This is a genomic window from Mycobacterium shimoidei (assembly GCF_900417275.1).
Taxonomy (GTDB): Bacteria; Actinomycetota; Actinomycetes; order Mycobacteriales; family Mycobacteriaceae; genus Mycobacterium; species Mycobacterium shimoidei.
The window spans coordinates 278,653-302,263 of record NZ_UEGW01000001.1; the positions used below are offsets into that span (position 1 = coordinate 278,653).

At 67.4% G+C, this 23,611-nt stretch carries 16 protein-coding genes; 2 read left to right on the top strand and 14 right to left on the bottom strand.

What is annotated here, in order from left to right; all coding sequences use genetic code 11:
- Positions 1-11: 11 nt before the first annotated feature.
- The 8 genes from MSP7336_RS01460 to MSP7336_RS01495 form a co-directional block, all read right to left on the bottom strand.
- Positions 12-950, bottom strand: coding sequence for a crotonase/enoyl-CoA hydratase family protein (locus MSP7336_RS01460; RefSeq protein WP_069395685.1), 939 nt, complete (start codon positions 948-950; stop codon positions 12-14).
- A gap of 49 nt (positions 951-999) precedes the next feature.
- Entirely contained in the window at positions 1,000-2,631 is a 1,632-nt protein-coding gene (locus MSP7336_RS01465) for an acyl-CoA dehydrogenase family protein (protein WP_113962881.1), read from the bottom strand.
- Between the two features lie 47 nt (positions 2,632-2,678).
- On the bottom strand, positions 2,679-3,524 hold the full coding sequence (locus MSP7336_RS01470) for an extracellular catalytic domain type 1 short-chain-length polyhydroxyalkanoate depolymerase (RefSeq protein ID WP_113962882.1): 846 nt from the start codon (positions 3,522-3,524) through the stop codon (positions 2,679-2,681).
- A 3-nt stretch (positions 3,525-3,527) separates the two neighbouring features.
- Positions 3,528-4,283: a deoxyribonuclease IV gene (locus MSP7336_RS01475; RefSeq protein ID WP_113962883.1), complete on the bottom strand. Its 756-nt coding sequence runs from the start codon at positions 4,281-4,283 to the stop codon at positions 3,528-3,530.
- A gap of 92 nt (positions 4,284-4,375) precedes the next feature.
- The gene (locus MSP7336_RS01480; RefSeq protein WP_113962884.1) at positions 4,376-8,326 is read right to left on the bottom strand and encodes a DNA-directed RNA polymerase subunit beta'; all 3,951 of its coding nucleotides are present in this window, start codon (positions 8,324-8,326) and stop codon (positions 4,376-4,378) included.
- A gap of 35 nt (positions 8,327-8,361) precedes the next feature.
- Complete coding sequence (gene rpoB / locus MSP7336_RS01485; RefSeq protein WP_113964716.1) at positions 8,362-11,886, bottom strand: DNA-directed RNA polymerase subunit beta; 3,525 nt, start codon at positions 11,884-11,886, stop codon at positions 8,362-8,364.
- A 396-nt stretch (positions 11,887-12,282) separates the two neighbouring features.
- On the bottom strand, positions 12,283-13,344 hold the full coding sequence (locus MSP7336_RS01490; RefSeq protein WP_113964717.1) for an ABC transporter ATP-binding protein: 1,062 nt from the start codon (positions 13,342-13,344) through the stop codon (positions 12,283-12,285).
- A 130-nt stretch (positions 13,345-13,474) separates the two neighbouring features.
- Entirely contained in the window at positions 13,475-14,977 is a 1,503-nt protein-coding gene (locus MSP7336_RS01495; RefSeq protein WP_113962885.1) for a carotenoid oxygenase family protein, read from the bottom strand.
- A 69-nt stretch (positions 14,978-15,046) separates the two neighbouring features.
- On the opposite strand from MSP7336_RS01495, the gene MSP7336_RS01500 reads away from it, so the two are divergent.
- A complete protein-coding gene (locus tag MSP7336_RS01500; RefSeq protein WP_244917392.1) occupies positions 15,047-15,766 on the top strand; it encodes a TetR/AcrR family transcriptional regulator in 720 nt (239 codons plus the stop codon).
- Between the two features lie 26 nt (positions 15,767-15,792).
- Here the strand turns inward: MSP7336_RS01500 and rplL are convergent, their stop codons facing one another.
- From rplL to MSP7336_RS01515, 3 genes are all read right to left on the bottom strand, one after another.
- Positions 15,793-16,191, bottom strand: coding sequence for a 50S ribosomal protein L7/L12 (rplL, locus tag MSP7336_RS01505; protein ID WP_069395691.1), 399 nt, complete (start codon positions 16,189-16,191; stop codon positions 15,793-15,795).
- Positions 16,192-16,233: 42 nt separating this feature from the next.
- On the bottom strand, positions 16,234-16,890 hold the full coding sequence (rplJ, locus tag MSP7336_RS01510) for a 50S ribosomal protein L10 (RefSeq protein ID WP_113962887.1): 657 nt from the start codon (positions 16,888-16,890) through the stop codon (positions 16,234-16,236).
- Positions 16,891-17,084: 194 nt separating this feature from the next.
- Positions 17,085-17,516 (bottom strand): anthrone oxygenase family protein, encoded by a 432-nt coding sequence (locus tag MSP7336_RS01515; protein WP_113962888.1) that lies wholly within the window; start codon positions 17,514-17,516, stop codon positions 17,085-17,087.
- 81 nt (positions 17,517-17,597) lie between these two features.
- On the opposite strand from MSP7336_RS01515, the gene MSP7336_RS01520 reads away from it, so the two are divergent.
- Entirely contained in the window at positions 17,598-18,029 is a 432-nt protein-coding gene (locus MSP7336_RS01520) for a winged helix-turn-helix transcriptional regulator (RefSeq protein ID WP_069395694.1), read from the top strand.
- Here MSP7336_RS01520 and MSP7336_RS01525 read toward each other — a convergent pair.
- Genes MSP7336_RS01525 through MSP7336_RS01535 form a run of 3 tightly spaced genes read right to left on the bottom strand, consistent with a single transcriptional unit; the run spans position 17,924 to position 23,577 of the window.
- Positions 17,924-18,817, bottom strand: coding sequence for an ROK family protein (locus MSP7336_RS01525; RefSeq protein ID WP_113962889.1), 894 nt, complete (start codon positions 18,815-18,817; stop codon positions 17,924-17,926). The genes MSP7336_RS01520 and MSP7336_RS01525 overlap by 106 nt on opposite strands.
- Before the next feature lie 6 nt (positions 18,818-18,823).
- On the bottom strand, positions 18,824-19,435 hold the full coding sequence (locus MSP7336_RS01530) for a DUF7158 domain-containing protein (RefSeq protein WP_113962890.1): 612 nt from the start codon (positions 19,433-19,435) through the stop codon (positions 18,824-18,826).
- Positions 19,432-23,577 (bottom strand): glycoside hydrolase family 38 N-terminal domain-containing protein, encoded by a 4,146-nt coding sequence (locus tag MSP7336_RS01535; protein ID WP_113962891.1) that lies wholly within the window; start codon positions 23,575-23,577, stop codon positions 19,432-19,434. The genes MSP7336_RS01530 and MSP7336_RS01535 overlap by 4 nt, the downstream gene beginning before the upstream one ends.
- Between the last annotated feature and the right edge of the window lie 34 nt (positions 23,578-23,611).

Consider the following 23,611-nt stretch of genomic DNA (forward strand, 5'->3'; position numbering starts at 1 on the left):
TTCGACATGAGTCAGACCTGCGATGCTCGACGGCCGTAGTCGCCGAACGGCTCGTCGCGGTGGCGCACCGCCTCGCGGAAGCCGTGTTCGACCGCGTCGGCGACGAAAGCGTGGCCTTCCGGCGTGTGGCGTGCGATACCGTCGAACACGGTACTGACCATTCTGCTGGTCGCCACACCCTGTTGCAGCAGCGCCGAATTCAACGCGAGCTTGACCATGATCAGCTGATTGACCGGGACGGCCGCGATGCGCTCCACCAGGCGCTCGGTGCGCTCGTCGAGGTCCTCCGGGGCCGGCGCCTCCACCGCCAGGCCCCACTCGGCGGCCTGGGCGCCGGTGATGCAATCCCCGGTCAGCAGAAGGCGTTTGGCGCGCTGGTCACCGAGACGATGGGCCCACAGACCCGCGGCGGGCACGCCCCAGACCCGGGTCGGCGGGTAGCCGATCTTGGCGTCCGCGGCGGCGATCACCTGGTCGGCGTGCAGCGCGATATCGGTCCCGCCCGCGACGCAGTAGCCGTGGATCTTGACCACCGTGGGCTTGTCGGCGTGCATCAGGCTGGAGAACCCGCGCACGAAGCGGCTCATCATCTGGTAGTCGATCATCGGGTCCCACGGCTGGTTGGGCTGATGGTTGATCGCCTGGGTCTTGCCGTCCAGCACGGTGCCCTTGTAGGCGCTGCCGCCACCCGCCGACGACGACCCCTCCGCATACGCGCTGAGATCGAAACCGGCGCAAAACCCTTCACCGCGCCCCGACACCAGGATCACGTGCACGTTCGGGTCCAGGTCGGCGCGCTCCACCAACGCGGACAACTCCAGCGGAGTGTCGGCGACGATCGCGTTGCCCTTTTCCGGGCGGTTGAAGGTGATGCGCGCAACCCGACCGGTGACCTCGTAGGTCATCGTCTTCAAGTTGTCAAAGTCGACCGGTCTGATCGCGTGAGTCAACGGCGCCGCTCCTCCTCATCACTTCGTTCTGCATCGTCGCCGGCGCGAGTCACGATCCCTTGACCATCGCACGCTCGAGAATCGGCGCCAGATCCAGCCCGGAGGGCATGGTGCCGTACGCGCCGCCCCATTGACCGCCCAGGCGAGTCGCCAAAAACGCCTCGGCGACAGCGGGATGCCCGTGCCGGACCAGCAGCGACCCCTGCAGCGCCAGGCAGATGTCCTCGGCGACCTTGCGGGCCCGGTATTGGATCGTTTCGAGATCACCCAGCTGCGACTTGAGACGCTCGACATGGGCGTCCAGGCGCGGATCGTGGCCGTGCGTGTTGGCCAGCTCGGCGAACAAAACGTCGACGCATTCGGAGCGAGTGCCCATGGCGCGCAGCGTATCCAGCGCGCTGACGTTGCCGGAGCCCTCCCAGATGCCCATCAGCGGGGCCTCCCGATACAGCCGCGCCATTCCGAAGTCCTCGACGTAGCCGTTGCCGCCCAGGCATTCCATCGCCTCGGCGGCGTGCGGCGTGGCCCGCTTGCACACCCAGTACTTGGTGGCCGCCAGGCCGATGCGGCGCAGCAGGGTCTCCGTCTCGTCGCCGCGCACGGCGTTGTCGGTGGCGCCGGCCATCCGCATGGCGACCATGGTGGCGGCCTCGGCTTCAACAGCCAAATCTGCCAGCACATTTCGCATCAGCGGCTGGTCGATGAGATAGGCGCCGAAGGCTTTGCGGTGCTGCGCGTGATACACCGCGCGGGTCAGACCGGTACGCATGCTGGTGGCGCTGCCCAGCGCACAGTCCAGGCGAGTCAGGTTGACCATCTCGATGATGGTCGGAACACCCCGGCCCTCCTCGCCGACCAGCCAGGCGGTGGCCCCGTCGTACTCGACCTCGCTGGAGGCGTTGGCGTGGTTGCCGAGTTTGTCCTTGAGCCGCTGCAAGAACATCCGGTTGCGCGTGCCGTCGGGCAGCACCCGAGGCAGCAGGAAGCACGACAACCCGTCGGGCGCCTGCGCGAGCACCAGGAAGATGTCACACATCGGCGCCGAGGTGAACCATTTGTGGCCGGTCAGGCTGTAGCTGCCGTCGGCGTTGCGGGTGGCCTGGGTGGTGTTGGCCCGAACATCGGAGCCGCCCTGCTTTTCGGTCATCGACATCCCGGCGGTGATTCCGACTTTCGTTGTCGGCACCTTGAGTTCGGGGTCGTACTCGCGGCTGGTCAACAGCGGCTCGTAGACGTCGGCGAGCTCGGGGTTGTACCGCAACGCCGGGACGACGGCGTAGGTCATCGAGATCGGGCACATATGCCCGGGTTCGGCGGTCCAGACGCAGGTCTTGGCCGCGCGGACGACGTGCGCGCCCGGGCGCGGATCCGCCCAGGGTGCGGCGTGCAGACCGTGGCCGATCGCGGTGCGCATCAGCTCGTGGTAAGCGGGGTCGTATTCCACCTCGTCGATGCGGTGGCCGTGACGGTCATGGGTGTGCAGAACCGGCCGGTTGCGGTTGGCCAGCTCACCCCAGCGTTGGGCCTGCTTCGAGCCGGAGATCGCGCCGACCTCGGTGACCTCGTCGAGGCCCCACTCGCCGCCTTCGCGGATCAGCGCTTCGATGAGGACCGGCGAGCTGGCGGGATTGTGCTCTTCCAGGGGCGGAACCTGGTTCGTGACGACATGCGTGTCTGACATCAGTCCAGTGTTACATTTTCTCGACAACTGCACAAGAGATGTAACGATCAGCGCGGGTGGGCGGCGAAGAACTCCCACAGCCGCTGCGTGGCGAATGGCGGCCACTCGTGCCCGCCGCCCTCGACGGTGATCAACACAACGCTGCGGCCCTCGGGGCATGCCGCGGTCGACTCGGTAATTCGGCCCACCGTACTGCTCGTCGGTGTCGCGCAGTGATTGACGTTGCGCCAGAACGCATTTACCTCCTCCACCGGGAGGCCGTCGATGTGAGCGAAGCCGGCGCCGGGTCCGCCGTCGTACCGAACCAAACGGTCGGCCGTGCCGTGGATGTGCATCACCGATACCGGATGCGGGGATTGGCAATCCGTCAGCTGCATAGCCGAATCCGGGCCGATCGCGGCGAACAGGTTCGTGGCGCAGGCCAGCGTGTAGGACATGATGCCGCCGTTGCTGATACCGGTGGCGTACACGCGTGCCGGATCGATGCCGACGTGGTCGCTGATGTCGCCGACCGCGGCGGTGATGAAAGCGACGTCGTCGACTCCTTCCCGGGCCGACCGACCACAGCAGCCGCCGCCGTCGACGTTCCAGGCCCGGTTGAGGCCGTCCGGATAGGCCACCACGAACCGGGCGGAGTCGGCCAATTGGTCCCAGCCGTAGGTCCTTTCGGCTTGCTCGGCGTTGCCGAAGCCGCCGTGCAACATGACGACAAGTGGAGCGGACGCCGAGAGCCCAGCCGGCTTGTGCAGGAGATAGGTGCGGTCAACTCCGCCGACGCTCAGGGTGTGGACGCTGGTGCCTTCATCGAAGCCCGACGCGCGCGCCTGATGCGATGGCGCACACCCGGCGATGCAGCACAAGACTGCCGCGATCACCGCGAGCCGGGCGGCCATGTCTCAATCCGCGGTGCGATCGCGCAGAAAAGCGATGTCGTCTTTGCGGCCCTCGTCGGCCGTCTCGCAGACGACGGGCGCGTTGGCCGCTTTCACCACCGCCACCAACAGCTCGGGATCGATCTTGCCGGCGCCGATGTTGGCGTGGCGGTCGGCGCCCGAGCCGGCGGCATCCCGGGAGTCGTTGCAGTGCACCAGATCGATGCGGCCGGTGATCGCCTTGATGCGATCGACAGCGTCAACGAGCGCCTCGCCCGCCGCCCACGCGTGGCAGGTGTCCAGGCAGAAACCGATACCGGTATCGCCGATTTCGTCCCAGAGCCGGGCGATGGTGTCGAAGTGCCGGGCCATCGCGTGGTCGCCGCCGGCGGTGTTCTCCAAGTACACCGGCACGTCGGTCTGAAGCCGTTCCATTGCCTTGCGCCAGCGCTCACAACCGGCCTCGATGTCGGCGTCGTCGACATGTCCGCCGTGCACGATCACCGCGGCGGCGCCGATCTCGGCGGCCGCGTCGCAGGTGTCCTGCAAGATCTTGCGCGACGGGATCCGCACCCGGTTGTTCGCCGACGCGACGTTGATCAGGTACGGCGCGTGGACGTAGAGCGGCAGCGACGACGCCCGCAGGGTTGCCGCGTCATCCCGCGGTTTGGGTTTTTTCCAGCTCTGCGGGTTCCCGAGGAAGATCTGCACCAGGTCGGCGCCCTCGGCCTCGGCGGCGCCGAGCGGATCCTGCGGGTGTACGTGCGAACCAATGAGCACGGCGCCAGTCTAGTGCGCGGCCCGCCGCGCCAATGTGCGGCTGGCCGCTCACTCGACTCCGAACGTGCGGCTGGCCGCACACTCGGCAGGGATTACCGGTAGTCGCTGTACCCGTAGTCGTCCAGCGGGACCGCGGCACCGGTGGCCTGGCCGAAGTCGGGGCTGTAGTACTGATCCTCGTAGGACGGGATCGTGTACGCGGCGGCCCGCGCCTCTTCGGTCGGCTGCACCTGGATGTTGCGGTAACGGCTGATCCCGGTACCGGCCGGGATCAGCTTGCCGATGATCACGTTCTCCTTCAGACCGTTGAGCTTGTCGCTGCGGCAGTTGATCGCCGCATCGGTCAGCACTCGCGTGGTCTCCTGGAACGACGCCGCGCTCAGCCACGAGTCGGTGGCCAGCGACGCCTTGGTGATCCCCATCAGCACCGGACGGCCGGCGGCGGGCTCGCCGCCTTCGGCCACCACCCGACGGTTCTCGGCCTCGAACTCCGCGCGGTCGATCAGCGAGCCGGGCAAGAACTCCGTCGAGCCCGAGTCGATGATCGTCACCCGGCGCAGCATCTGCCGGACGATCACCTCGATGTGCTTGTCGTGGATCGACACGCCCTGCGCCCGGTAGACCTCCTGGACCTCCTTGGTCAGGTGGATCTGCACCTCGCGCGGACCCTGCACACGCAGCACCTCGTGCGGGTCGGCGGAGCCTTCCATCAGCTGCTGACCGACTTCGACGTGGTCGCCGTCGGCGAGCAGTCGCTCGGTGCCGTCCTCGTGCTTGAACACCCGCAACCGCTGGCGCTTGGAGAGCTTGTCGTAGACCACTTCCTCGCCACCGTCGTCGGGGATGATGGTGATCTTGTAGAAGCGGTCGCCTTCCTCCAACCGCACCCGGCCGGTGACGTCGGCGATCGGCGCCTTACCACGCGGCACCCGAGCCTCGAACAGCTCCTGCACCCGCGGCAGACCACCGGTGATGTCCTCACCGACACCACCCTGGTGGAAGGTGCGCATGGTCAACTGGGTGCCGGGCTCACCGATGGACTGGGCGGCCACGATGCCGACCGCCTCACCGATGTCGACCAGCTTGCCGGTGGCCATCGAGCGGCCGTAGCAGGTGGCGCACACGCCGGTGCCGGTCGCGCAGGTCAACACCGAGCGCACCTTCACAGACGTGATGCCCGCCGCCAGCAGCGCCTCGATCTCCGGGTCACCCAAGTCGTGACCGCGGGCGACGATGACGTTGCCCTTCTCGTCGACCGCGTCGGCGCCCAACGTGCGGGCGTACGCGGAGGTTTCGATGAACGGGTCGCGGATCAGCGTGCCGTCGGGCTGACGCTCGGCCAACTCGACGGTGATGCCGCGCTCGGTGCCGCAGTCCGCCTCGCGGACGATGACGTCCTGCGAGACGTCCACCAGACGACGGGTCAGATAACCCGAGTCAGCGGTACGCAACGCGGTGTCCGCCAACCCCTTTCGTGCGCCGTGCGTGTTGATGAAGTACTCCAACACCGTCAGGCCCTCACGGAACGAGGACTTGATCGGCCGCGGGATGAACTCACCCTTGGGGTTGGTCACCAGCCCCTTCATGCCGGCCAGCGTCCGCGTCTGGGTGAAGTTACCCGTAGCGCCCGAGTCGACGATCGTGATGATCGGGTTGTCGTCGGGGTAGTGCTCGCGAAGCGCCTGCCCCACCTCGTCGGTGGCTTCCTTCCAGATCTCCACCAACGCCTCGTTGCGCTCGTCGTGGTTCAAAGCACCACGCTGGAACTGCTTTTCGACCTTGTCGGCCCGCTCCTCGTACGAGTCGAGGATCTCCTGCTTACGCGGCGGCACCAACACGTCGGCCATCGACACCGTGACACCGGAGCGGGTGGCCCAGTAGAAGCCGGCATCCTTGAGCTTGTCGACGGTTTGCGCGACGACGATCATCGGGTAGCGCTCGGCCAGGTCGTTGATGATCGAGGCCTGCACCTTCTTGTGCATCTGCTTGTTCACGAACGGGTAGCCCACCGGCAGCAGTTCGTTGAACATCACCCGGCCCAGCGTGGTCTCGGCCATCCAGGAATCCCCTGGCTGCCAACCGTTTTGGCCGAACAGCTCGGCTTCGATCTCGGCGGGCGGACGCAGCTGCGAGAGCCGCACCTTGATCTTGGCGCGCACCGAAAGCGCGCCGCGGTCCATCGCCATGATCGCCTCGGCCGGCGAGCTGTACACGCCGCGGTCGGGCGAGTCCTTGGTGGCCGGCTGGTATTCGCCGGTGTCGCCGGGCACTTCGGTGGTCAGGTAGTACAACCCGGTCACCATGTCCAGCCGCGGCATGGCCAACGGCCGGCCCGACGCCGGTGACAGGATGTTGTTCGAGGACAGCATCAGGATGCGGGCCTCAGCCTGCGCCTCCGCGCTCAGCGGCAGGTGCACGGCCATCTGGTCGCCGTCGAAGTCGGCGTTGAACGCCTCACACACCAACGGGTGCAGCTGAATCGCCTTGCCTTCGATCAGCATTGGCTCAAAGGCCTGGATACCAAGCCGGTGCAGGGTCGGTGCGCGGTTCAACAGCACCGGGTGCTCGGCGATGACCTCTTCGAGCACGTCCCACACCTGCGGACGCTGACGCTCCACCATCCGCTTGGCGCTCTTGATGTTCTGCGCGTGGTTGAGGTCGACCAGTCGCTTCATCACGAACGGCTTGAACAACTCCAGCGCCATCAGCTTGGGCAGACCGCACTGGTGCAGCTTGAGCTGCGGACCGACGACGATGACCGAACGGCCCGAGTAGTCGACGCGCTTACCGAGCAGGTTCTGGCGGAACCGGCCCTGCTTACCCTTGAGCAGATCGGAGAGCGACTTCAGCGGACGGTTGCCCGGCCCGGTGACCGGACGGCCGCGGCGGCCGTTGTCGAACAGCGCGTCCACCGACTCCTGCAGCATCCGCTTCTCGTTGTTGACGATGATCTCGGGCGCGCCGAGGTCGATCAGCCTCTTGAGTCGGTTGTTGCGGTTGATCACCCGGCGGTACAGGTCGTTGAGGTCGGACGTGGCGAACCGGCCACCGTCGAGCTGCACCATCGGGCGCAGCTCCGGCGGGATCACCGGCACCGCGTCGAGCACCATGCCCATCGGTGAGTTCCCGGACTGCTGGAACGCGGCCACCACCTTGAGCCGCTTCAGGGCACGAAGCTTCTTCTGCCCCTTGCCGCTTCGGATGACCTCGCGCAGCGCGTCAGCCTCGGCGTCGATGTCGAAGTTCTCGATGAGCTTCTGGATCGCCTCGGCGCCCATGGCGCCGGTGAAGTACTCACCGTAGCGGTCGACCAGTTCGCGGTAGAGGTTCTCGTCGACGATCAGCTGCTTGGGAGCCAGCTTGGTGAAGGTGTTCCAGATGTCCTCCAACCGGTCCAGCTCGCGCTGAGCCCGGTCGCGGATCTGACGCATCTCCCGCTCGCCGCCGTCGCGAACCTTGCGCCGCGCATCGGCTTTGGCACCCTCGGCCTCGAGCTCGGCCAGGTCGGCCTCCAGCTTCTGGGCGCGCGCCTCCAGGTCCGCGTCGCGCTGGTCCTCGACCGCCTTGCGCTCCACGGCCATCTCGGCCTCGAGCGTGGACAGCTCGTTGTGCCGCAGCTCCTCGTCGACGCTGGTGATGACGTAGGCCGCGAAGTAGATGATCTTCTCGAGGTCCTTGGGGGCCAGATCGAGCAGGTAGCCCAACCGGCTCGGCACGCCCTTGAAGTACCAGATGTGCGTGACCGGCGCGGCCAGCTCGATGTGGCCCATCCGCTCGCGGCGCACCTTGGCACGGGTCACCTCGACGCCGCAGCGCTCACAGATGATGCCCTTGAAGCGCACTCGCTTGTACTTGCCGCAGTAGCACTCCCAGTCGCGAGTCGGTCCGAAGATCTTCTCGCAGAACAGGCCGTCCTTCTCCGGCTTCAATGTGCGGTAGTTGATGGTCTCCGGCTTCTTGACCTCGCCGTAAGACCACTGCCGGATGTCGTCAGCGGTGGCCAGGCCGATGCGGAGTTCATCGAAGAAGTTGACGTCTAGCACGTAACTCCCTTTCCCCTTTCGGGACTAGAAAACAATTAAGCCAAGTCCTCAACAGACGCGGATTCGTTGCGGGACAAGTTGATTCCCAGGTTGGCGGCCGCGCGCTCCAAGTCCTCGTCGTCGCCGTCGCGCATTTCGATGGCCGCGCCGTCGCTGGAGAGCACCTCGACGTTGAGGCACAGCGACTGCAGCTCCTTGAGCAGCACCTTGAACGACTCGGGGATGCCCGGCTCGGGAATGTTCTCGCCCTTGACGATCGCCTCGTACACCTTGACCCGGCCGACGGTGTCGTCGGACTTGATGGTCAACAGCTCCTGCAGCGTGTAGGCGGCGCCGTAGGCCTGCATGGCCCAGCACTCCATCTCGCCGAACCGCTGGCCACCGAACTGCGCCTTACCGCCCAGCGGCTGCTGGGTGATCATCGAGTACGGCCCAGTGGAGCGGGCGTGGATCTTGTCGTCCACCAGGTGGTGCAGCTTCATGATGTACATGTAGCCGGTGGTCACCGGGTACGGGAACGGCTCACCGCTGCGCCCGTCGTACAGGATCGCCTTGCCGTCGCCGTCGACCAGGGTGTCGCCGTCGCGGTTGGGCAGCGTCGAGGACAGCAGGCCCTGCAGCTCCTCTTCGCGGGCGCCGTCGAACACCGGGGTCGAAACGATCTTGTTGGGCTCGGCCTCCAGTAGCTCTTCGGGCAGCTGGGCGGCCCAGTCCGGCACGCCCTTGGACGTGTCGACCTTCCAGCCGCTGTGCGCGCACCAGCCCAGGTGAGTCTCCAGGATCTGTCCGATGTTCATCCGTCGCGGCACCCCGTGGGTGTTCAGGATGATGTCGACCGGCGTGCCGTCCGGCAGGAACGGCATGTCCTCGACCGGCAGGATCTTGCCGATGACGCCCTTGTTGCCGTGCCGGCCGGCCAGCTTGTCACCATCGGAGATCTTGCGCTTCTGCGCGACGTAGACCCGGACCAGCTCGTTGACGCCGGCGGGCAGCTCGTCGTCGTCCTCGCGGGAGAACACCCGGATGCCGATCACCTTGCCGGACTCGCCGTGCGGCACCTTCAGCGAGGTGTCGCGGACCTCACGGGCCTTCTCGCCGAAGATCGCGCGCAGCAGCCGCTCCTCAGGGGTCAGCTCGGTCTCGCCCTTCGGGGTGACCTTGCCGACCAGGATGTCGCCGTCGCGGACCTCGGCACCGATGCGGACGATGCCGCGCTCGTCGAGGTCGGCCAGCACCTCGTCGGAGACGTTCGGGATGTCCCGGGTGATCTCCTCGGCGCCCAGCTTGGTGTCGCGGGCGTCGATCTCGTGCTCCTCGATGTGGATCGAGGTGAGGATGTCCTCCTCGACGAGGCGGTTGGACAGGATGATCGCGTCCTCGTAGTTGTGGCCTTCCCACGGCATGATCGCCACCAGCAGGTTCTTGCCCAACGCCATCTCGCCCTGGTCGGTGCACGGGCCGTCGGCAATGACCTGGCCGGCCTCGACCCGGTCCCCGGCGTCCACGATCGGGCGCTGGTTGGCGCAGGTGCCGTGGTTGGACCGGGCGAACTTGCGCATCCGGTAGGTGTGCCGCGTGCCGTCGTCGGCCATCACGGTGATGTAGTCGGCCGACACCTCCTCGATGACGCCGGACTTCTCGGCGACGACGACGTCCCCGGCGTCGATCGCGGCGCGCAGCTCCATGCCGGTACCCACCAGCGGACGCTCGCTGCGCACCAGCGGAACCGCCTGGCGCTGCATGTTGGCGCCCATCAGGGCACGGTTGGCGTCGTCGTGCTCCAGGAACGGGATCATCGCGGTGGCCACCGACACCATCTGGCGCGGTGCGACGTCCATGTAGTCGACCTCGGACGACGAGACGTACTCGACCTCGCCGCCCTTGCGGCGCACCAGCACCCGGTCCTCGGTGAACCGGCCTTTCTCGTCGATCGGCGAGTTGGCCTGCGCGACGACGTGGCGGTCTTCCTCGTCGGCGGTCAGGTACTCGATGTCGTCGGTCACCACCCCGTCGCGCACCTTGCGGTACGGCGTCTCGATGAAGCCGAACGGATTCACCCGCGCGTACACCGCGAGCGAACCGATCAGGCCGATGTTCGGGCCCTCCGGGGTCTCGATCGGGCACATCCGGCCGTAGTGGCTGGAGTGCACGTCGCGCACCTCCAGTCCGGCCCGCTCACGGGACAGACCACCGGGGCCCAGCGCCGACAGCCGCCGCTTATGGGTCAGACCCGACAACGGGTTGTTCTGGTCCATGAACTGCGACAACTGGCTGGTGCCGAAGAACTCCTTGATCGCGGCGACCACCGGGCGGATGTTGATCAACGTCTGCGGTGTGATCGCCTCGACGTCCTGGGTGGTCATCCGCTCGCGCACCACCCGCTCCATCCGCGACATGCCGACCCGGATCTGGTTCTGGATCAGCTCACCGACCGTGCGCAGCCGGCGATTACCGAAGTGGTCGATGTCGTCGGTCTCCACCGGCACCTCGACGCCGCCCGGGACGGTCATCGTGGTGTGGCCCTCGTGCAGACGCACCAGGTATTCGATGGTGGCGACGACGTCCTCTTCGGTCAGCGTCGTCTTGCTGGTGTCGGCCGTCGGGTTGGGGTTCAGGCCCAGCTTCTTGTTGACCTTGTAGCGGCCCACCCGGGCCAGGTCGTAGCGCTTCTCCTTGAAGAACAGGTTCTCCAGCAGCGTCTGCGCGGACTCCTTGGTCGGCGGCTCGCCCGGACGCAGCTTGCGGTAGATGTCGAGCAGCGCCTCGTCACTGCCGGCGGTGTTGTCCTTCTCCAGCGTCGACATCATGATCTCGGAGAAGCCGAACCGCTCGGTGATCCGCTCGTTGGTCCAGCCCAGCGCCTTGAGCAGGACGGTGACCGGCTGGCGGCGCTTGCGGTCAATGCGCACGCCGACGGTGTCACGCTTGTCGACGTCGAACTCCAGCCACGCACCACGGCTCGGGATCACCTTGACGCTGTGCAGCGTCTTGTCGGTCGACTTGTCGATGGTCTCGTCGAAGTACACCCCCGGCGAGCGGACCAGCTGGCTGACCACGACACGCTCGGTCCCGTTGATGATGAACGTGCCCTTCTCGGTCATCATCGGGAAGTCGCCCATGAACACCGTCTGGCTCTTGATCTCGCCGGTGTTGTTGTTGATGAACTCCGCGGTGACGAACAACGGCGCCGCGTAGGTCATGTCCTTGTCTTTGCACTCGTCGACGGGGGCCTTGACCTCGTCGAAGCGCGGGTCGGAGAAGGACAGCGACATCGACCCGGAGAAGTCCTCGATCGGGGACAGCTCCTCGAGTACCTCCTCGAGGCCGCCGATCGGATCGGTCAGACCGCGGGCTCGGGCGGCTTCCTTCCACTTCGGTGAGCCGATCAGCCACTCGAACGAGTCGGTCTGCACATCAAGCAGGCCCGGAACCTCGAGCGGTTCACGCAGCTTGGCGAAAGAAACTCGGTTGGGCGCTCCCGGGACGGAGCCGTTGGAATGAATTGAACCTTGAAGATTGTGCGGACTACTCTTTGCTTTGCTCTGGCGGGAGACTGCCAAGACGCATCCTTCCAGCACCTCGTGCGGCTAGCGGGGAGCCGGTCACCACCGGACCTATTCGCCGCGATAACTGTGTCGGTTCGGCTGGCGGACGAACTGTCCAGACTCACGCACGCAACTAGATCGCTGAGCCGGAAACGGGCTCAGGCTAGGACCACGGTGTCAAGTGGCGGGTGAGATGGGCAGGAGGCAGCCAGCGCAACGTCCAACAATAGCGCAGGACTGCGCATTCCTCAACTGCCGTGCTCGGGAATCTCAACGATCCGGGCGCTGGCCGCCTTGTCGCTGATCCCATGCACGCACGCTGCCCAACAGACTGGCCCCTTCCGGCTCGTCCGTCAAGGGTTGACGCGCCAACTTGTCAGCCAAACTCCTTCCGTTACCGCTGGCCCGTGCCTACTGAGTGCGGATGGTCTCGGTGGGTGCGTCGTAGTCGCGGTGGCGACCGCTGTCACCGCGGCCACCGTCTGGGGTGTAGCCCTGTTGTTGCATCGATTCCAAGATCGCTTGCTGGGCGTTCTTGGGCAGCAAGTGCAGGTTCTCGCGGACCCGCGCCTGGCGGCGGGCGACCGCCTTGCGCTCGGGCATACCCGGGGTGGCGGTGATCTGCGGCGGGACCCCCTCGATCTCATCGACACCACCGTCGTGGTGGCCGGCGTCCAGGTGGGCCTGCTCCTCGGCCATGGTGGCCTCGTCTTTTTCCTCGCTCATCCCGATCGGGCCGATACGCCGCCCGTTGAGGAATTGCCGTACGACGGGCTCGTCGGAAGTCAGCAGCACCTCACGCGGGCCGAACATCACCAGCTTGCGGCGGAACAGCATGCCCATGTTGTCCGGCACCGTGCGGGCGATGTTGATGTTGTGCGTGACGATCAGGATCGTGGCGTCGATCTGAGCGTTGATGTCGATCAGCAGCTGGCTCAGATACGCGGTGCGCACCGGGTCAAGACCCGAGTCCGGCTCGTCACACAAGATGATCTGCGGATCCAGCACCAGTGAGCGGGCCAGCCCGGCACGCTTCTTCATACCGCCGGAGATCTCACCGGGGAACTTCTTCTCATCCCCACCCAGGCCGACCATCTCCAGCTTCTCCATGACGATGTCACGGATTTCGCTTTCCTTTTTCTTGGTGTGCTCGCGCAGCGGGAACGCGGTGTTGTCATAGAGGTTCATCGACCCGAACAGCGCCCCGTCCTGGAACATCACCCCGAACAGGGTGCGGATCTCGTAGAGCTCCTTGGCCGAGCACTCGGTGATGTCGGTGCCCTCGACAATGATCGAACCGCGCTCCGGGCGCAGCAGACCGATCAACGACTTCAAGAACACCGATTTGCCGGTACCCGACGGGCCCAACAACACGCTGACCTCACCGGGGGGAATGTCCATCGTGACGTCTTCCCAGATTCGCTGAGAACCGAAGGACTTGGTGAGCCCCTCAACCTGAATACCGGTACCCATGCGAAATCCTCCCGCGGAGTTGCTGGCTTGGCCTGTGGTTTCAGTCACTTTAGCCTACGCTGGCGATCCGCAACACGGCTATGGGTGGCCGACGGCGAGTTGTCGCAGCGGGCTAGTGCTTGGTCAGCTGCTAGGTTCGGGGCGACCAGTTGCCGTGGAAACCCATCGGCACCCGTTGCGGCAGGTGAACGGTGGCCACCGACTCCAGAGTTTCGGCGTCGAGCAGCACCAACTGGCCTTCGCCGCGACCCCGGTGATACCCGTAGCCGATCAGGATGCCGTCGTCCTCGGCGCGGGCACCCGGATTGGGAATAAACGACATCTCGCCGAGCAAAAGGGCCGGATCGAGCGCGGCGGTAGTGCTGGATCCGGTCGCGTAGTCGTGCTTGTACAGCGCGGTGGAGAACTCGGTTGCGCCGCCGGACAGGTAGCCGCCATCAGTGCCGACCGCATAGCCGAACCCGTGCCGAGCCCCCAGCAGCTCCTCGTTGATTCGCGGAAACTCCTGCGGCCGATCGTCACGGCGTTCGGTGCTCACCGACCCGGTGTCCAGGTTGATGGTCCAGCGGTCCAGGGCGGGCCTGCTGTCGCCGGGCCCACGCAGGTCGCGGTCGAACATTCGCGAGTAGCGCACCACGTCGAGCACCAAGACCTCGGTGCCATCCCGATCTTCGGAGTAGGCGTTGAGCGGGTGGTAGACGTAGCAGGGTTCGATGTCGAACCACCTCACGTCGGTGCTTGTGCCCTCACGGGGCAACACACCGATGCGCGCCGGGTAGTGCGGATTCCACTTGTAGGGCATCCGGTCGCCCGGTGTGGTGTTGCGGTTGATCATCAGCGACATCGGGCTCGGCATCTTCACCCGTCCCAGCAGCGACTGGAGCACCAGCCGGACAGGCAGGCTCAGCCAGCGCGGCACGTTCGTCGGCAACACCTGGACCGGGTCGAACGTCACCGGTAGGTCATAGATCACGACGTACTTTTCGGTCAGCGAGAAGTCGTGCATCATCGGCGCCCCGGTCACCGCGATGTCGACGGTTCGCCGGGCCCGTCCGGCGGTGTCGATCACCGAGTACTGCACGCGGTGTCCGCGCGCGAAGGAGTAGGAAACAGCGTGCAATTCCCCGGTTGCCGGATCGCGGTGCGGATGGGCGGTGTAGCCACCGGAAAGGGTCCCGTCGAAGTCGCAGGTTCCGATGGTCTCGAGGTCGTCGGTCAGCCGGTAGTTGGCGCCGCCGCCCTCGACCAGCGCCAGCGTTTGACCGGCATGGCTCAACACGTTGGTGTTGGGACCGACCGACAGCATGCCGGCACCCGGGTTGAGCTCGGCCCGCACCGGCTCGCCGAGGGCCGCAGCCACCGCCGCGGTGCGGACCCAGCGGTTGCGGTACCAGCAGGCCTGACCATCGCGCAGCGCAACCCCGTGCACCATGGCGTCGCCGGTGAACCAGTGGTAGCTGGCCGGGTCGACTTCGGCGACCGGGTTGGGCCCGTTGCGCAGATAGCGCCCGTCGAGGTGTTCGGGAATGCGGCCGGTCACCGGCAGGTCGGTGGCAGTGACCTCGGTGGACACCGGCGCCAAGAAGCCTTCCAGGTAGGGGTTGCGGGTTTCGGTGGCGGCAGGTGAAGTCATCTGAACTCCTATAACATTGATATTTCGATGTTATGGACACCTTACGCCGGTCATGAAAAGATGGCAACGATGACTTCAGCTTCAGGGACTTCAGGGACATCAGAGACTTCTGAAACCCCACGCAACGTGCGTGACGAGCTGGTGCACGCGGCGGTGAAACTGCTCGACGGCGACGGACCCGATGCGTTGCAAACCCGCAAGATCTCCCGCGCGGCCGGGACTTCGACGATGGCGGTGTACACCCATTTCGGTGGGATGCAGGCGCTGATCGCCGCGGTCGCCGAGGAGGGCCTGCGGCAGTTCGCCGACGCGCTCACGTTGCCGCAAACCGATGACCCGGTTGCCGACCTGATCGCGACCGGCATCGCGTACCGGCGCTACGCGATCGAGCGTCCGCACATGTACCGGTTGATGTTCGGCAGCACCAGCGCACACGGCATCAACGCGCCCGCACACAACGTGGTCAGCCTGCCGGTGGCCGAGATCAACGAGCACTATCCGAGCTTCGCGCGGGTGGTGCAGCCGGTGCACCGGTCGATGCTGGCGGGCCGGATCACCGTGGGGTCAGCTTCCGATGACAGCGCCGTGGTGGCGACGGCCGCGCAGTTCTGGGCGGCGATTCACGGCTTCGTAATGCTGGAGCTGGCCGGCTACTACGGCGACAACAGTGCCGCGGTCCGCCCGGTGCTCGCCGCGATGACGACGAATCTGCTTGTCGCGCTGGGAGATTCACGCGAGCGAGTGCAGCAGTCGCAGCGGCTGGCGTTAGGCGAAACCCCCGGGGCGTAGCGCTCCGGGGGGTTCGCCGAGTCGGACTACTTGACGGTGACGGTGGCGCCGGCGGCCTCGAGCTTGGTCTTGGCCTCGTCGGCAGCTTCCTTGGTGACCTTCTCCAGCAGCGGCTTGGGCGCGCCGTCGACCAGGTCCTTGGCCTCCTTGAGGCCCAGGCCGGACACGATCTCGCGCACGACCTTGATGACGCCGATCTTCTTGTCGCCGGCGGCCTCGAGGATGACGTCGAATTCGGACTGCTCCTCGGCTGCCTCAGCGGCAGCAGCGGGAGCGGCGCCGCCGGGGGCAGCGGCCGCGACCGCGACCGGGGCGGCGGCGGTGACCTCGAACGTCTCCTCGAACTTCTTCACGAAGTCCGAGAGCTCCAGCAGGGTCAGCTCCTTGAATGCGTCGAGCAGCTCGTCAGTAGACAGCTTGGCCATGGTGTGTCCTTCCTAATCTTTTGCGATGGGTGGGTCCGTGAGTTATTCGGCGGCTTCGGCGGTTTCGGCCGGCGCTTCAGCGGCTTCGGCGGCTTCGGCCGGCGCTTCGGCGGCTTCAGCGGCTTCGGCGGCTTCGGCCGGCGCTTCGGCGGCTTCAGCGGCTTCGGCGGCTTCGGCCGGCGCTTCGGCGGCTTTCTTCTCTTGCAGAGCGGCTGCGAGGCGAGCCACCTGCGAGGCCGGCGCGTTGAACAGGCCGGCAGCCTTGGCGAGGTTGGCCTTCATGGCGCCGGCCAGTTTGGCCAGGAGCACCTCGCGGGATTCGAGATCGGCGATGCGCTCGACCTCAGCGACGGTCAGCGGGTGACCGTCCATGTAGCCGCCCTTGATGACCAGCGCCTTGTGCTCCTTGGCGAAGGTCTTGATGGCCTTGGCGGCGTCGACGGCCTCGCCGCTGACGAACGCGATCGCGGTCGGCCCGACGAACAGCTCGTCGAGTCCTTCGAGGCCCGCCTCGCTGGCAGCGCGCTTGATCAGTGTGTTCTTGGCGACGGTGTAGGTGGCCGACCCGGCCAGTGACCGGCGCAGCTCGGCAAGGTTGGCTACCGTCAGACCGCGGTATTCGGTGATCAAGGTCGCGTTGGACGCCTTGAACTGTTCTGCGATGTCTGCAACGGCAGCGGCCTTGTCAGCCCGGGCCATGCATTCCTCCTTGACGTATTACACAAGCCCGGAAATGACGAACGCCCCGACGCAGGAAGCGGTCGGGGCGTGCAGTATCAGCGTTGCCTCGTCCTCCTGCGTGGGCCGCCGGGAATTCCCGGACCTTCGACCGATTGCTCGGTGACCGACGGTCTTCGGTGGATCGGCAATCACCATAGCGTGGCCGGGGGCTATCAGCCAAAACAGCCGACCGTCAGCAGGACGAACAGCGCCGCGAGCGACGCCACCCGCAGCCAGTGCAGCTGGTCCCAGCGGCCCGCCAGCTCGTAGGAGACCTCACCGCCGGCCGACCACGCCGCCACCCGGTTGTTGATCGGAACCAGCACCGTCACGGTCAGCAGTATGGCCGCGGCCATCACGACCACGGCCGCCCCGACGAGGGGGCTGCGCGCGATCACCGCCGCCGCGACCAGCAGCGCGAGCGAGGCGATGTACCAGAACGGCATGGCCTTGCCCAGCACCCGGCTGCTCTCACTGCGGGCGGCACGAAAGGCGTCGTCGGGCAGCCGGGCGAGCAGCGGGTGGCTGAACGCGGCGACGCCGAACTCGACGCCGACCAAGGATCCGGTGACCAAAACGGCAAGTATTTCGATGAGTTCTTTCATGGCGGCGACTCTGGACGCTATGCTGACAAAAATCAAGGTACTGACAAATTAGTCAGTAAAGTGTCGGCCCCGGGAGCTGCGATGGCGGTGTCGAAAAAAGTTGAGAGCGACTGCCCGATTGACGCCGCGTTGTCGGTGATCGACGGCCGTTGGAAGGGCACGATCCTGTGGCGGCTGTGCGACGGGCCGATGCGGACGGCCGAGTTGCGGCGCAGCATCCCCGGCATCACCGAGCGGATGCTGATCCGGCATCTGCACGAGCTTGTCGACGACGGGATCATCGAGCGTCACGACGCCCGCACGGTGCCGCCGTGTGTGCACTACTCGATCTCCGAATACGGGCTGACGCTTGCCCCGGTGCTGGCGAGCTTGTGCGACTGGGGGCGCATCCACATGCAACGTCGACGTCACCGCGCGGACGGGACAAGCCGGGCCGCGCCGATCAGGCCTGCGTCGCCGCCGAGCGCCGCCGGGACGACACGCAGGCCGCCGATGAAGTCCAAACCCGCGTAACGCTCCACGGCCGCGCGTAGCGGAGTGAACAGCGTCGCACCGGATTTGGCGACTCCGCCGCCGATGACGGCGAGGTCCAGATCGCACACGGCGGCCACCGAAGCGATCGTCGCGGCCAACGCGGTGGCGCCACGCTCGAACGCGCGCACCGCCACTCCATCACCGGCCGCGGCCGCGCCGGCCAGCGCGGCGGCGTCGGCCGGCCCGGTCCATCCGTTGGCCTGCGCCCACCGCACCAGCGACGGGCCGGACGCGATGGTTTCGACGCAGCCGCGTCCACCGCACCGGCACGGCTCGCCGCCCGGGTCGACCACGACATGGCCGACGTGCCCGGCGTTGCCGGTGCGACCGTGATAGGGGACGCCGTCGAGCACCAGCCCACCGCCCACCCCGGTCGACACCACCATGCCGAGCATGAAGCGGGCGCCCTGCCCGGCACCGCGCCAGTGCTCGCCGAGAGCCATGCACACCCCGTCGCCTCCGAGCCGCACCGGCACGCCCGGGACGACGGCAGCGACCTTGTCCCGCAACGGAAATCGGCGCCAGGTGGCGATGTTGATCGGGCTGACGGTGCCGGCGGCGAGGTCGATGGGCCCGGCCGACGCCATTCCGACGGCGTCGACGGAGCCTCCGGCGAGCCGCAGCGTCTCGGTGATCAGGGTGTGAACCGCGGTCCACACCTGCTGGCTTGGGGTGGGGATCTGCGAGGCATGCATGAGCGAGCCGGTGTCGTCGACCAGGCCGGCCGCGATCTTGGTGCCACCGATGTCGAGAGTCAGCGTGAGCATGCGCGGTCAGTGCCGGTGCGTGTTGTCGGGTTGGCGCGGGTCGCCGGGATGCTCGTAGCCGGGGGCCAACCGCACTAGCGCCGCCCGCCGCGCGTCAAGCCAGGCCCGGAAGGCCCGGCGCCGCAGAGCACCTCGCAGATGCTCGGCGATCAGCGGGCGAACCTGCTGCAGCGGCGGGGCGGTGGGCGGGGCGCGCCACCCGTCGCCGGTGCTGGCCGGGCACGCGAAGCGCATCGGGTTGCGGGCGTGATAGTCGGCGATCTCGTCGTCGCTGACGTCGAGCCCGGCTGTGACGCAGGCGAATACCGCACGGGCGCTCGGGTCGGCCAGTGCGGCGGCGGCGATGCTTCCGATCTCGAGCCGGGCCGTCGCATCGGGCAGCACCTCGCTCTCGGCCGGCGCGTCTGCCCCGGTGACGCCGAGCGCTGCGGCCTCGGCGGCGATCACCCGTTCGGTCACGATCAGCTGGGTCAGCCAGCGCCGCAGCTGGCGGCCCTCACTGGTGCCGGGCGCCGGCAGCGTGGCCGCCAGCGGGCCCGCCCGCAGCCGGGTTTCGCGGGCGTCGACTTCGGCGACGGGGACCGCCTGGCCGCCCACGGTGGCTGCCACCGGAGTCATCGGACCGTCACCTTGACTGCCGGCGAGTACAACAGCCGGCCCGCACACCCGACCCGCACCAGCGCCCACCACTCCCCTGGCTCGACCCAGGCCGGCGGGGCCACGTCGAAACTCAATTCGGTTGTGCCGCCGGCAGATAACGTTGCGCCCAGCGAGGCGGGGCCCATCCACTCCCATGTGCCCCACGGGCTGATCAGGTGCGCCTCCAGCGCCAGGTCCGCGCACGCCTCGGTACCCACCGCAGCGGTCAGCCGCGTCGACTCGCCGGCGCGCACCTCGACGTCGACCGGCTCGGCGGCGAAGTACACCAGCCGGCTGTCGTCGGTCGAGCCCACATTCACCAGACAGACATCTTCGACCACCTGCCGCCACGACGGCGGCACGTCGTCGCCGGTGATGCGCAACTGGGCCCGCACCGGATAGATCCCCGGGCCGGCGCGCTTCGGCGTGGTGATCACCACGTCGGCCTCCAGGCAGGCGCCGGGTTCGAGGGTGAATGGCAGCCGCCCGGGCTTGGCCGTCCAGCCGGGCGGACATACCACGTCCACCGTGCCAACCAACGCGGAGTCGGTGCAGTCGCTGGCCGCGGTCAAGCGCAGCGTGATCTTGTTGCCGAACACGGTGATTCGTTGTGGATGCAGGTGCGCGACGGCTGGCAGCCCGCCCAGCGGGGCCGGGCCGCGGTTGTGCAGCCAGTAGCGGGCATACAACGGCTGGGCGTTTTCGGTCTGCGGTCCCAGCGCGGTATCTGCGGCGTCGATCAGCGCGGGCATGTCGAGGCGGGCCAGCGCGGTTGCGATCTGATAGCCGTGCAACGCAGTGAACTTGCGGTGCCCCGACGGCGCCTCCAGCAGGTCGGCCGGGCGAAGTTTCGACACTGCGCCAAGCGATGACCGCACCGCGACGTCGGTTGTGGCGCCGTGCATTTCCACCAGCCGGATGGCGATATCGCGCGGGTCGACGGGCGCGGCGCTGCCCCGTGCCAGCGGGTTGCCCGCCGCCTTCAACGCGCCGAGCTGCACCGTGCCGGCCGGCTCAACCTCGAGCAGCGAGCCGGTGGCCGGCAGCCTGCCCGATCGCCGGGAACACACCACCGCGTGCAACGGGTTACCGAATTCCGCGCTGCGCGAACAGGTTCCGGCCTGGCGCCAATCCCCGCCGCCGGACACCAGCGCATAGTCGAACGTGTGGGTCCAGTGCTGCAGCTGGAAGTTGGAGCCGTCGGGTGCGGTGCGCCGCGGCTCGTCGATCCACACACCGGACGGCCAGCCGGTGCAGGACCGCATCAGCGCGGTGTGCAGCGTGCCGTCGGTGTCGACGGCGAAGCTCGGCACTCCGCGGTTCAGCAGGGCGACGGTGTAGGGCTCGAAACTCTGCATTCCCGACGAGGTTTGCTGGGTGACGACGATCTCGGCGTCGGCGAGGTCGCCCACCAGCGACGCGATCGCCGGCGCGAGATCGGCGTCGTCTCGGCCGGCGATCACCAGTACCGGCAGGGCCCGCGGGTCGCGCAGGTCCGCGCCGGGCAGCCAGGTCTGTGCCAGTGGCGCCGCGGCCGGCACCCACACCCGAGCGCAGCCCTGGTCGGCCAGCTGGCGGTCCAGCTCGATGGTGTAGGCGGGATCGGCAGCTGCCAACACGGCTTTGGTGAACGCGTTCTGGCCCGGTCCGCCGAGCGCGATGCGGGTGTCCGGCAGGTTGGAGTCGACGCTCAAATGTCCGTACCGCGGCTTGTCGGCGCTGCTGCACGTCGCGGTGACGCCGGCGCGAACCAGGGCGACCATCAACTCGCGGGCCAACGGGCCGGATTCCGGCTCGGCCGGTGAAACCACCTCGGCCACCGACACCGCACGCACCGCGTCGCCGACGCGGACCCGCGCTGCCGAGGACAACCCGAACCAGCCGTAGGCGGGGTTGTCCAGCGTCCACGGGTGCTGCGCGGTGTCCACCGACTGTTCGGTGCCGGGATTGTGCAGCAGCGCGAACCCGCGCCCGACGACGGCGTCTCCTACCTCGCTGACCGGCATGGCGCCCGGCACCGGGCACGGCCAGCGAAGCCGCAGCAGGCGGTCGGAGCCGGTGAACTCGTCCACTGTGGTGCGGCAGTCGACCCGCGAGATCCCTTGCCACAGCGTGAGAATCTGCGTGTAGCGCAGCACCGTGCCGATCCGGCCGCGGATGACCACCCGCTGGCCCAGTGCGCTGCGGTAGGCCTGCACCGTCGCCGCGGCTTCCGAGGAACCGACGACCGGCCCGTTGGGCAGCAGATGCCACGGGCCCTCACCGCCGGTCGGGTGGGCCGGGTACTCGTCGTAGACCGCCAGCTCGTTGCCCAGCCGCCCGTCCGCGATCAGCTCCCGGCGGCCCGATGAGACCAGCGACGCCACCCCGCCGCCGCGCTCCGGGTCGACAACCAGCCGGTAATAATCGTTGGCAATCACGTTGCCGGACATCGGTTTCCAGCGCGAAACCGTACCGGGCGCTACTCGATACGCTCGCCAGCCCAACGACGGCACCTCGTGGGCCACGAAGCTGAACAACCCGCCGTCGTGCCAGACACCCGGCACCTCGGTGCCATCGACATCCAGGATCCGCATCCCGTCGTCGAGCCCGACCGTGACGACGTCGGTTCGGCTGTGCCCCAACGAGTTCCATACCACGACATCGCCGTCGACCGCGCTCGACAGCACCGCCAGCGAGTTATCCCGGGCCTGGCGGCCGAGTTCCCACGCGTCCCGCCAGCCGGTCAGCAGATCCAGGTACACCTGGTCGGATTCGGAGCCGGTGATCGCGTCGTGGTGCGCGCCGTAGGCCAGCTGCACCCACGCCTTGGCCAGCGCCGCCTGCGGATAATCGGCGCCGCCCAATGCCCCGGCGAACACGGCGAACTTCTCCGCATCCAGGACCGCGTTCTCGGCGGCACGGTTCGCCTGTTTGGTGTCGATGAACGACACGTCCTTGCCGGTGTAGATCGGGTTCATGTCCCGGGTCTGCGGCGACAGCACCGACCCGTGCGCGTCCAGCTCGGCGCGGACCGCGGCGAAGAATTCCCGGGGCAGCGCGCACACGAATCGCGGCCAGGTGTAGCGAGCGCCCCAGTCCCGGTGAATCGCGGTGACCCACTTGTTCGGCGGCGTGTAGTCGGTGCCGACCGGCAGCAACACATTGCGGGTGAGCGCGACTTTGCGCAGTTGCTCGAAAAGCCGGTAGGTCTCCCTTTCGGCCTCGGCCAGCGACGCGGCGTCGTCCATGCCCCAGCCGGCCCCGTAATGCGCGGGCATGTAGTGGGTCAGCAGTCCACGACCCGACGGCGCGATCCACTCGAACTCGCTGCAGAACTGCATGCCGCCAAGCCCGGCCTGGCTGTGCATCGGACCCCACTGGTGGTGCGGCCCGCGGGCCCACGAGCTCGAGGTCAGGCCGGCGTCGGCGGCCATGCCGGGGAACTGCGGATCGTGGCCGAACACGTCGAGCTGCCAGGCAGTTGCCGGGTCGGCGCCGAGCACGTGACGCTGAAAACCGCTGCCATGCACCAGGTTTCGAATCGTTGTCTCGGGGCTGGTGAGGTTGGTGTTGGGCTCGTTGTAGGTGCCGCCCATGATCTCGACGCGGCCCTCTCTGATGAACCGCCGCAGGTCGGCGCGGTCCTCGGGGTGGGTGTCCCAGTACGGCTTGAGGTAGTCGACCTCGGCCAGCACGAATTTGTATTCCGGTTCGCGGCGGGCCATCTCCAGATGGGCGTGCACGAGCTCAAACCCGTTCCGGCATTTGTCCGGCGGGTCCTGCCGCCACACGCTGGTGTAGGCGCCCTGGGTGTTCCACCACACCGGGTCGTAGTGGAAGTGGCTGATCATGAACATCGTCCAGCCCGGTTCGGCGACGGTGAACGAGAAGCTCAACGACTCGTCTTCGGCATGAACCCGGCCGATCCGGCGTTCGCCCACCACCGGGTGGTCTACGGCGATCGGGACCTCGACGGCCTCCTGGCCGACCTGCGCGGTCGCTTCGCCGGCGAGACCCTCACCGTCGACGCGCAGCACGGTCGGATCGGTGCATCCGCTGACGGTGACACGGGCCAGCTGCAGCGGCGCATCGGGCGGTCCGACGAAAAGCTCCGTCGACTCCGCAGCGATCACCCGCATGCCCGCACCTTACGACCGGTCGTGCGATTGCGGG

Bases quoted from the DNA above. Each gene is read 5' to 3' on its own strand.
- MSP7336_RS01465 (WP_113962881.1), bottom strand. From the start codon at position 2,631: ATGTCAGACACGCATGTCGTCACGAACCAGGTTCCGCCCCTGGAAGAG.
- MSP7336_RS01470 (WP_113962882.1), bottom strand. From the start codon at position 3,524: ATGGCCGCCCGGCTCGCGGTGATCGCGGCAGTCTTGTGCTGCATCGCC.
- MSP7336_RS01490 (WP_113964717.1), bottom strand. From the start codon at position 13,344: ATGGGTACCGGTATTCAGGTTGAGGGGCTCACCAAGTCCTTCGGTTCT.
- MSP7336_RS01495 (WP_113962885.1), bottom strand. From the start codon at position 14,977: ATGACTTCACCTGCCGCCACCGAAACCCGCAACCCCTACCTGGAAGGC.
- MSP7336_RS01500 (WP_244917392.1), top strand. From the start codon at position 15,047: ATGACTTCAGCTTCAGGGACTTCAGGGACATCAGAGACTTCTGAAACC.
- rplL (WP_069395691.1), bottom strand. From the start codon at position 16,191: ATGGCCAAGCTGTCTACTGACGAGCTGCTCGACGCATTCAAGGAGCTG.
- rplJ (WP_113962887.1), bottom strand. From the start codon at position 16,890: ATGGCCCGGGCTGACAAGGCCGCTGCCGTTGCAGACATCGCAGAACAG.
- MSP7336_RS01515 (WP_113962888.1), bottom strand. From the start codon at position 17,516: ATGAAAGAACTCATCGAAATACTTGCCGTTTTGGTCACCGGATCCTTG.
- MSP7336_RS01520 (WP_069395694.1), top strand. From the start codon at position 17,598: ATGGCGGTGTCGAAAAAAGTTGAGAGCGACTGCCCGATTGACGCCGCG.
- MSP7336_RS01525 (WP_113962889.1), bottom strand. From the start codon at position 18,817: ATGCTCACGCTGACTCTCGACATCGGTGGCACCAAGATCGCGGCCGGC.
- MSP7336_RS01530 (WP_113962890.1), bottom strand. From the start codon at position 19,435: ATGACTCCGGTGGCAGCCACCGTGGGCGGCCAGGCGGTCCCCGTCGCC.
- MSP7336_RS01535 (WP_113962891.1), bottom strand. From the start codon at position 23,577: ATGCGGGTGATCGCTGCGGAGTCGACGGAGCTTTTCGTCGGACCGCCC.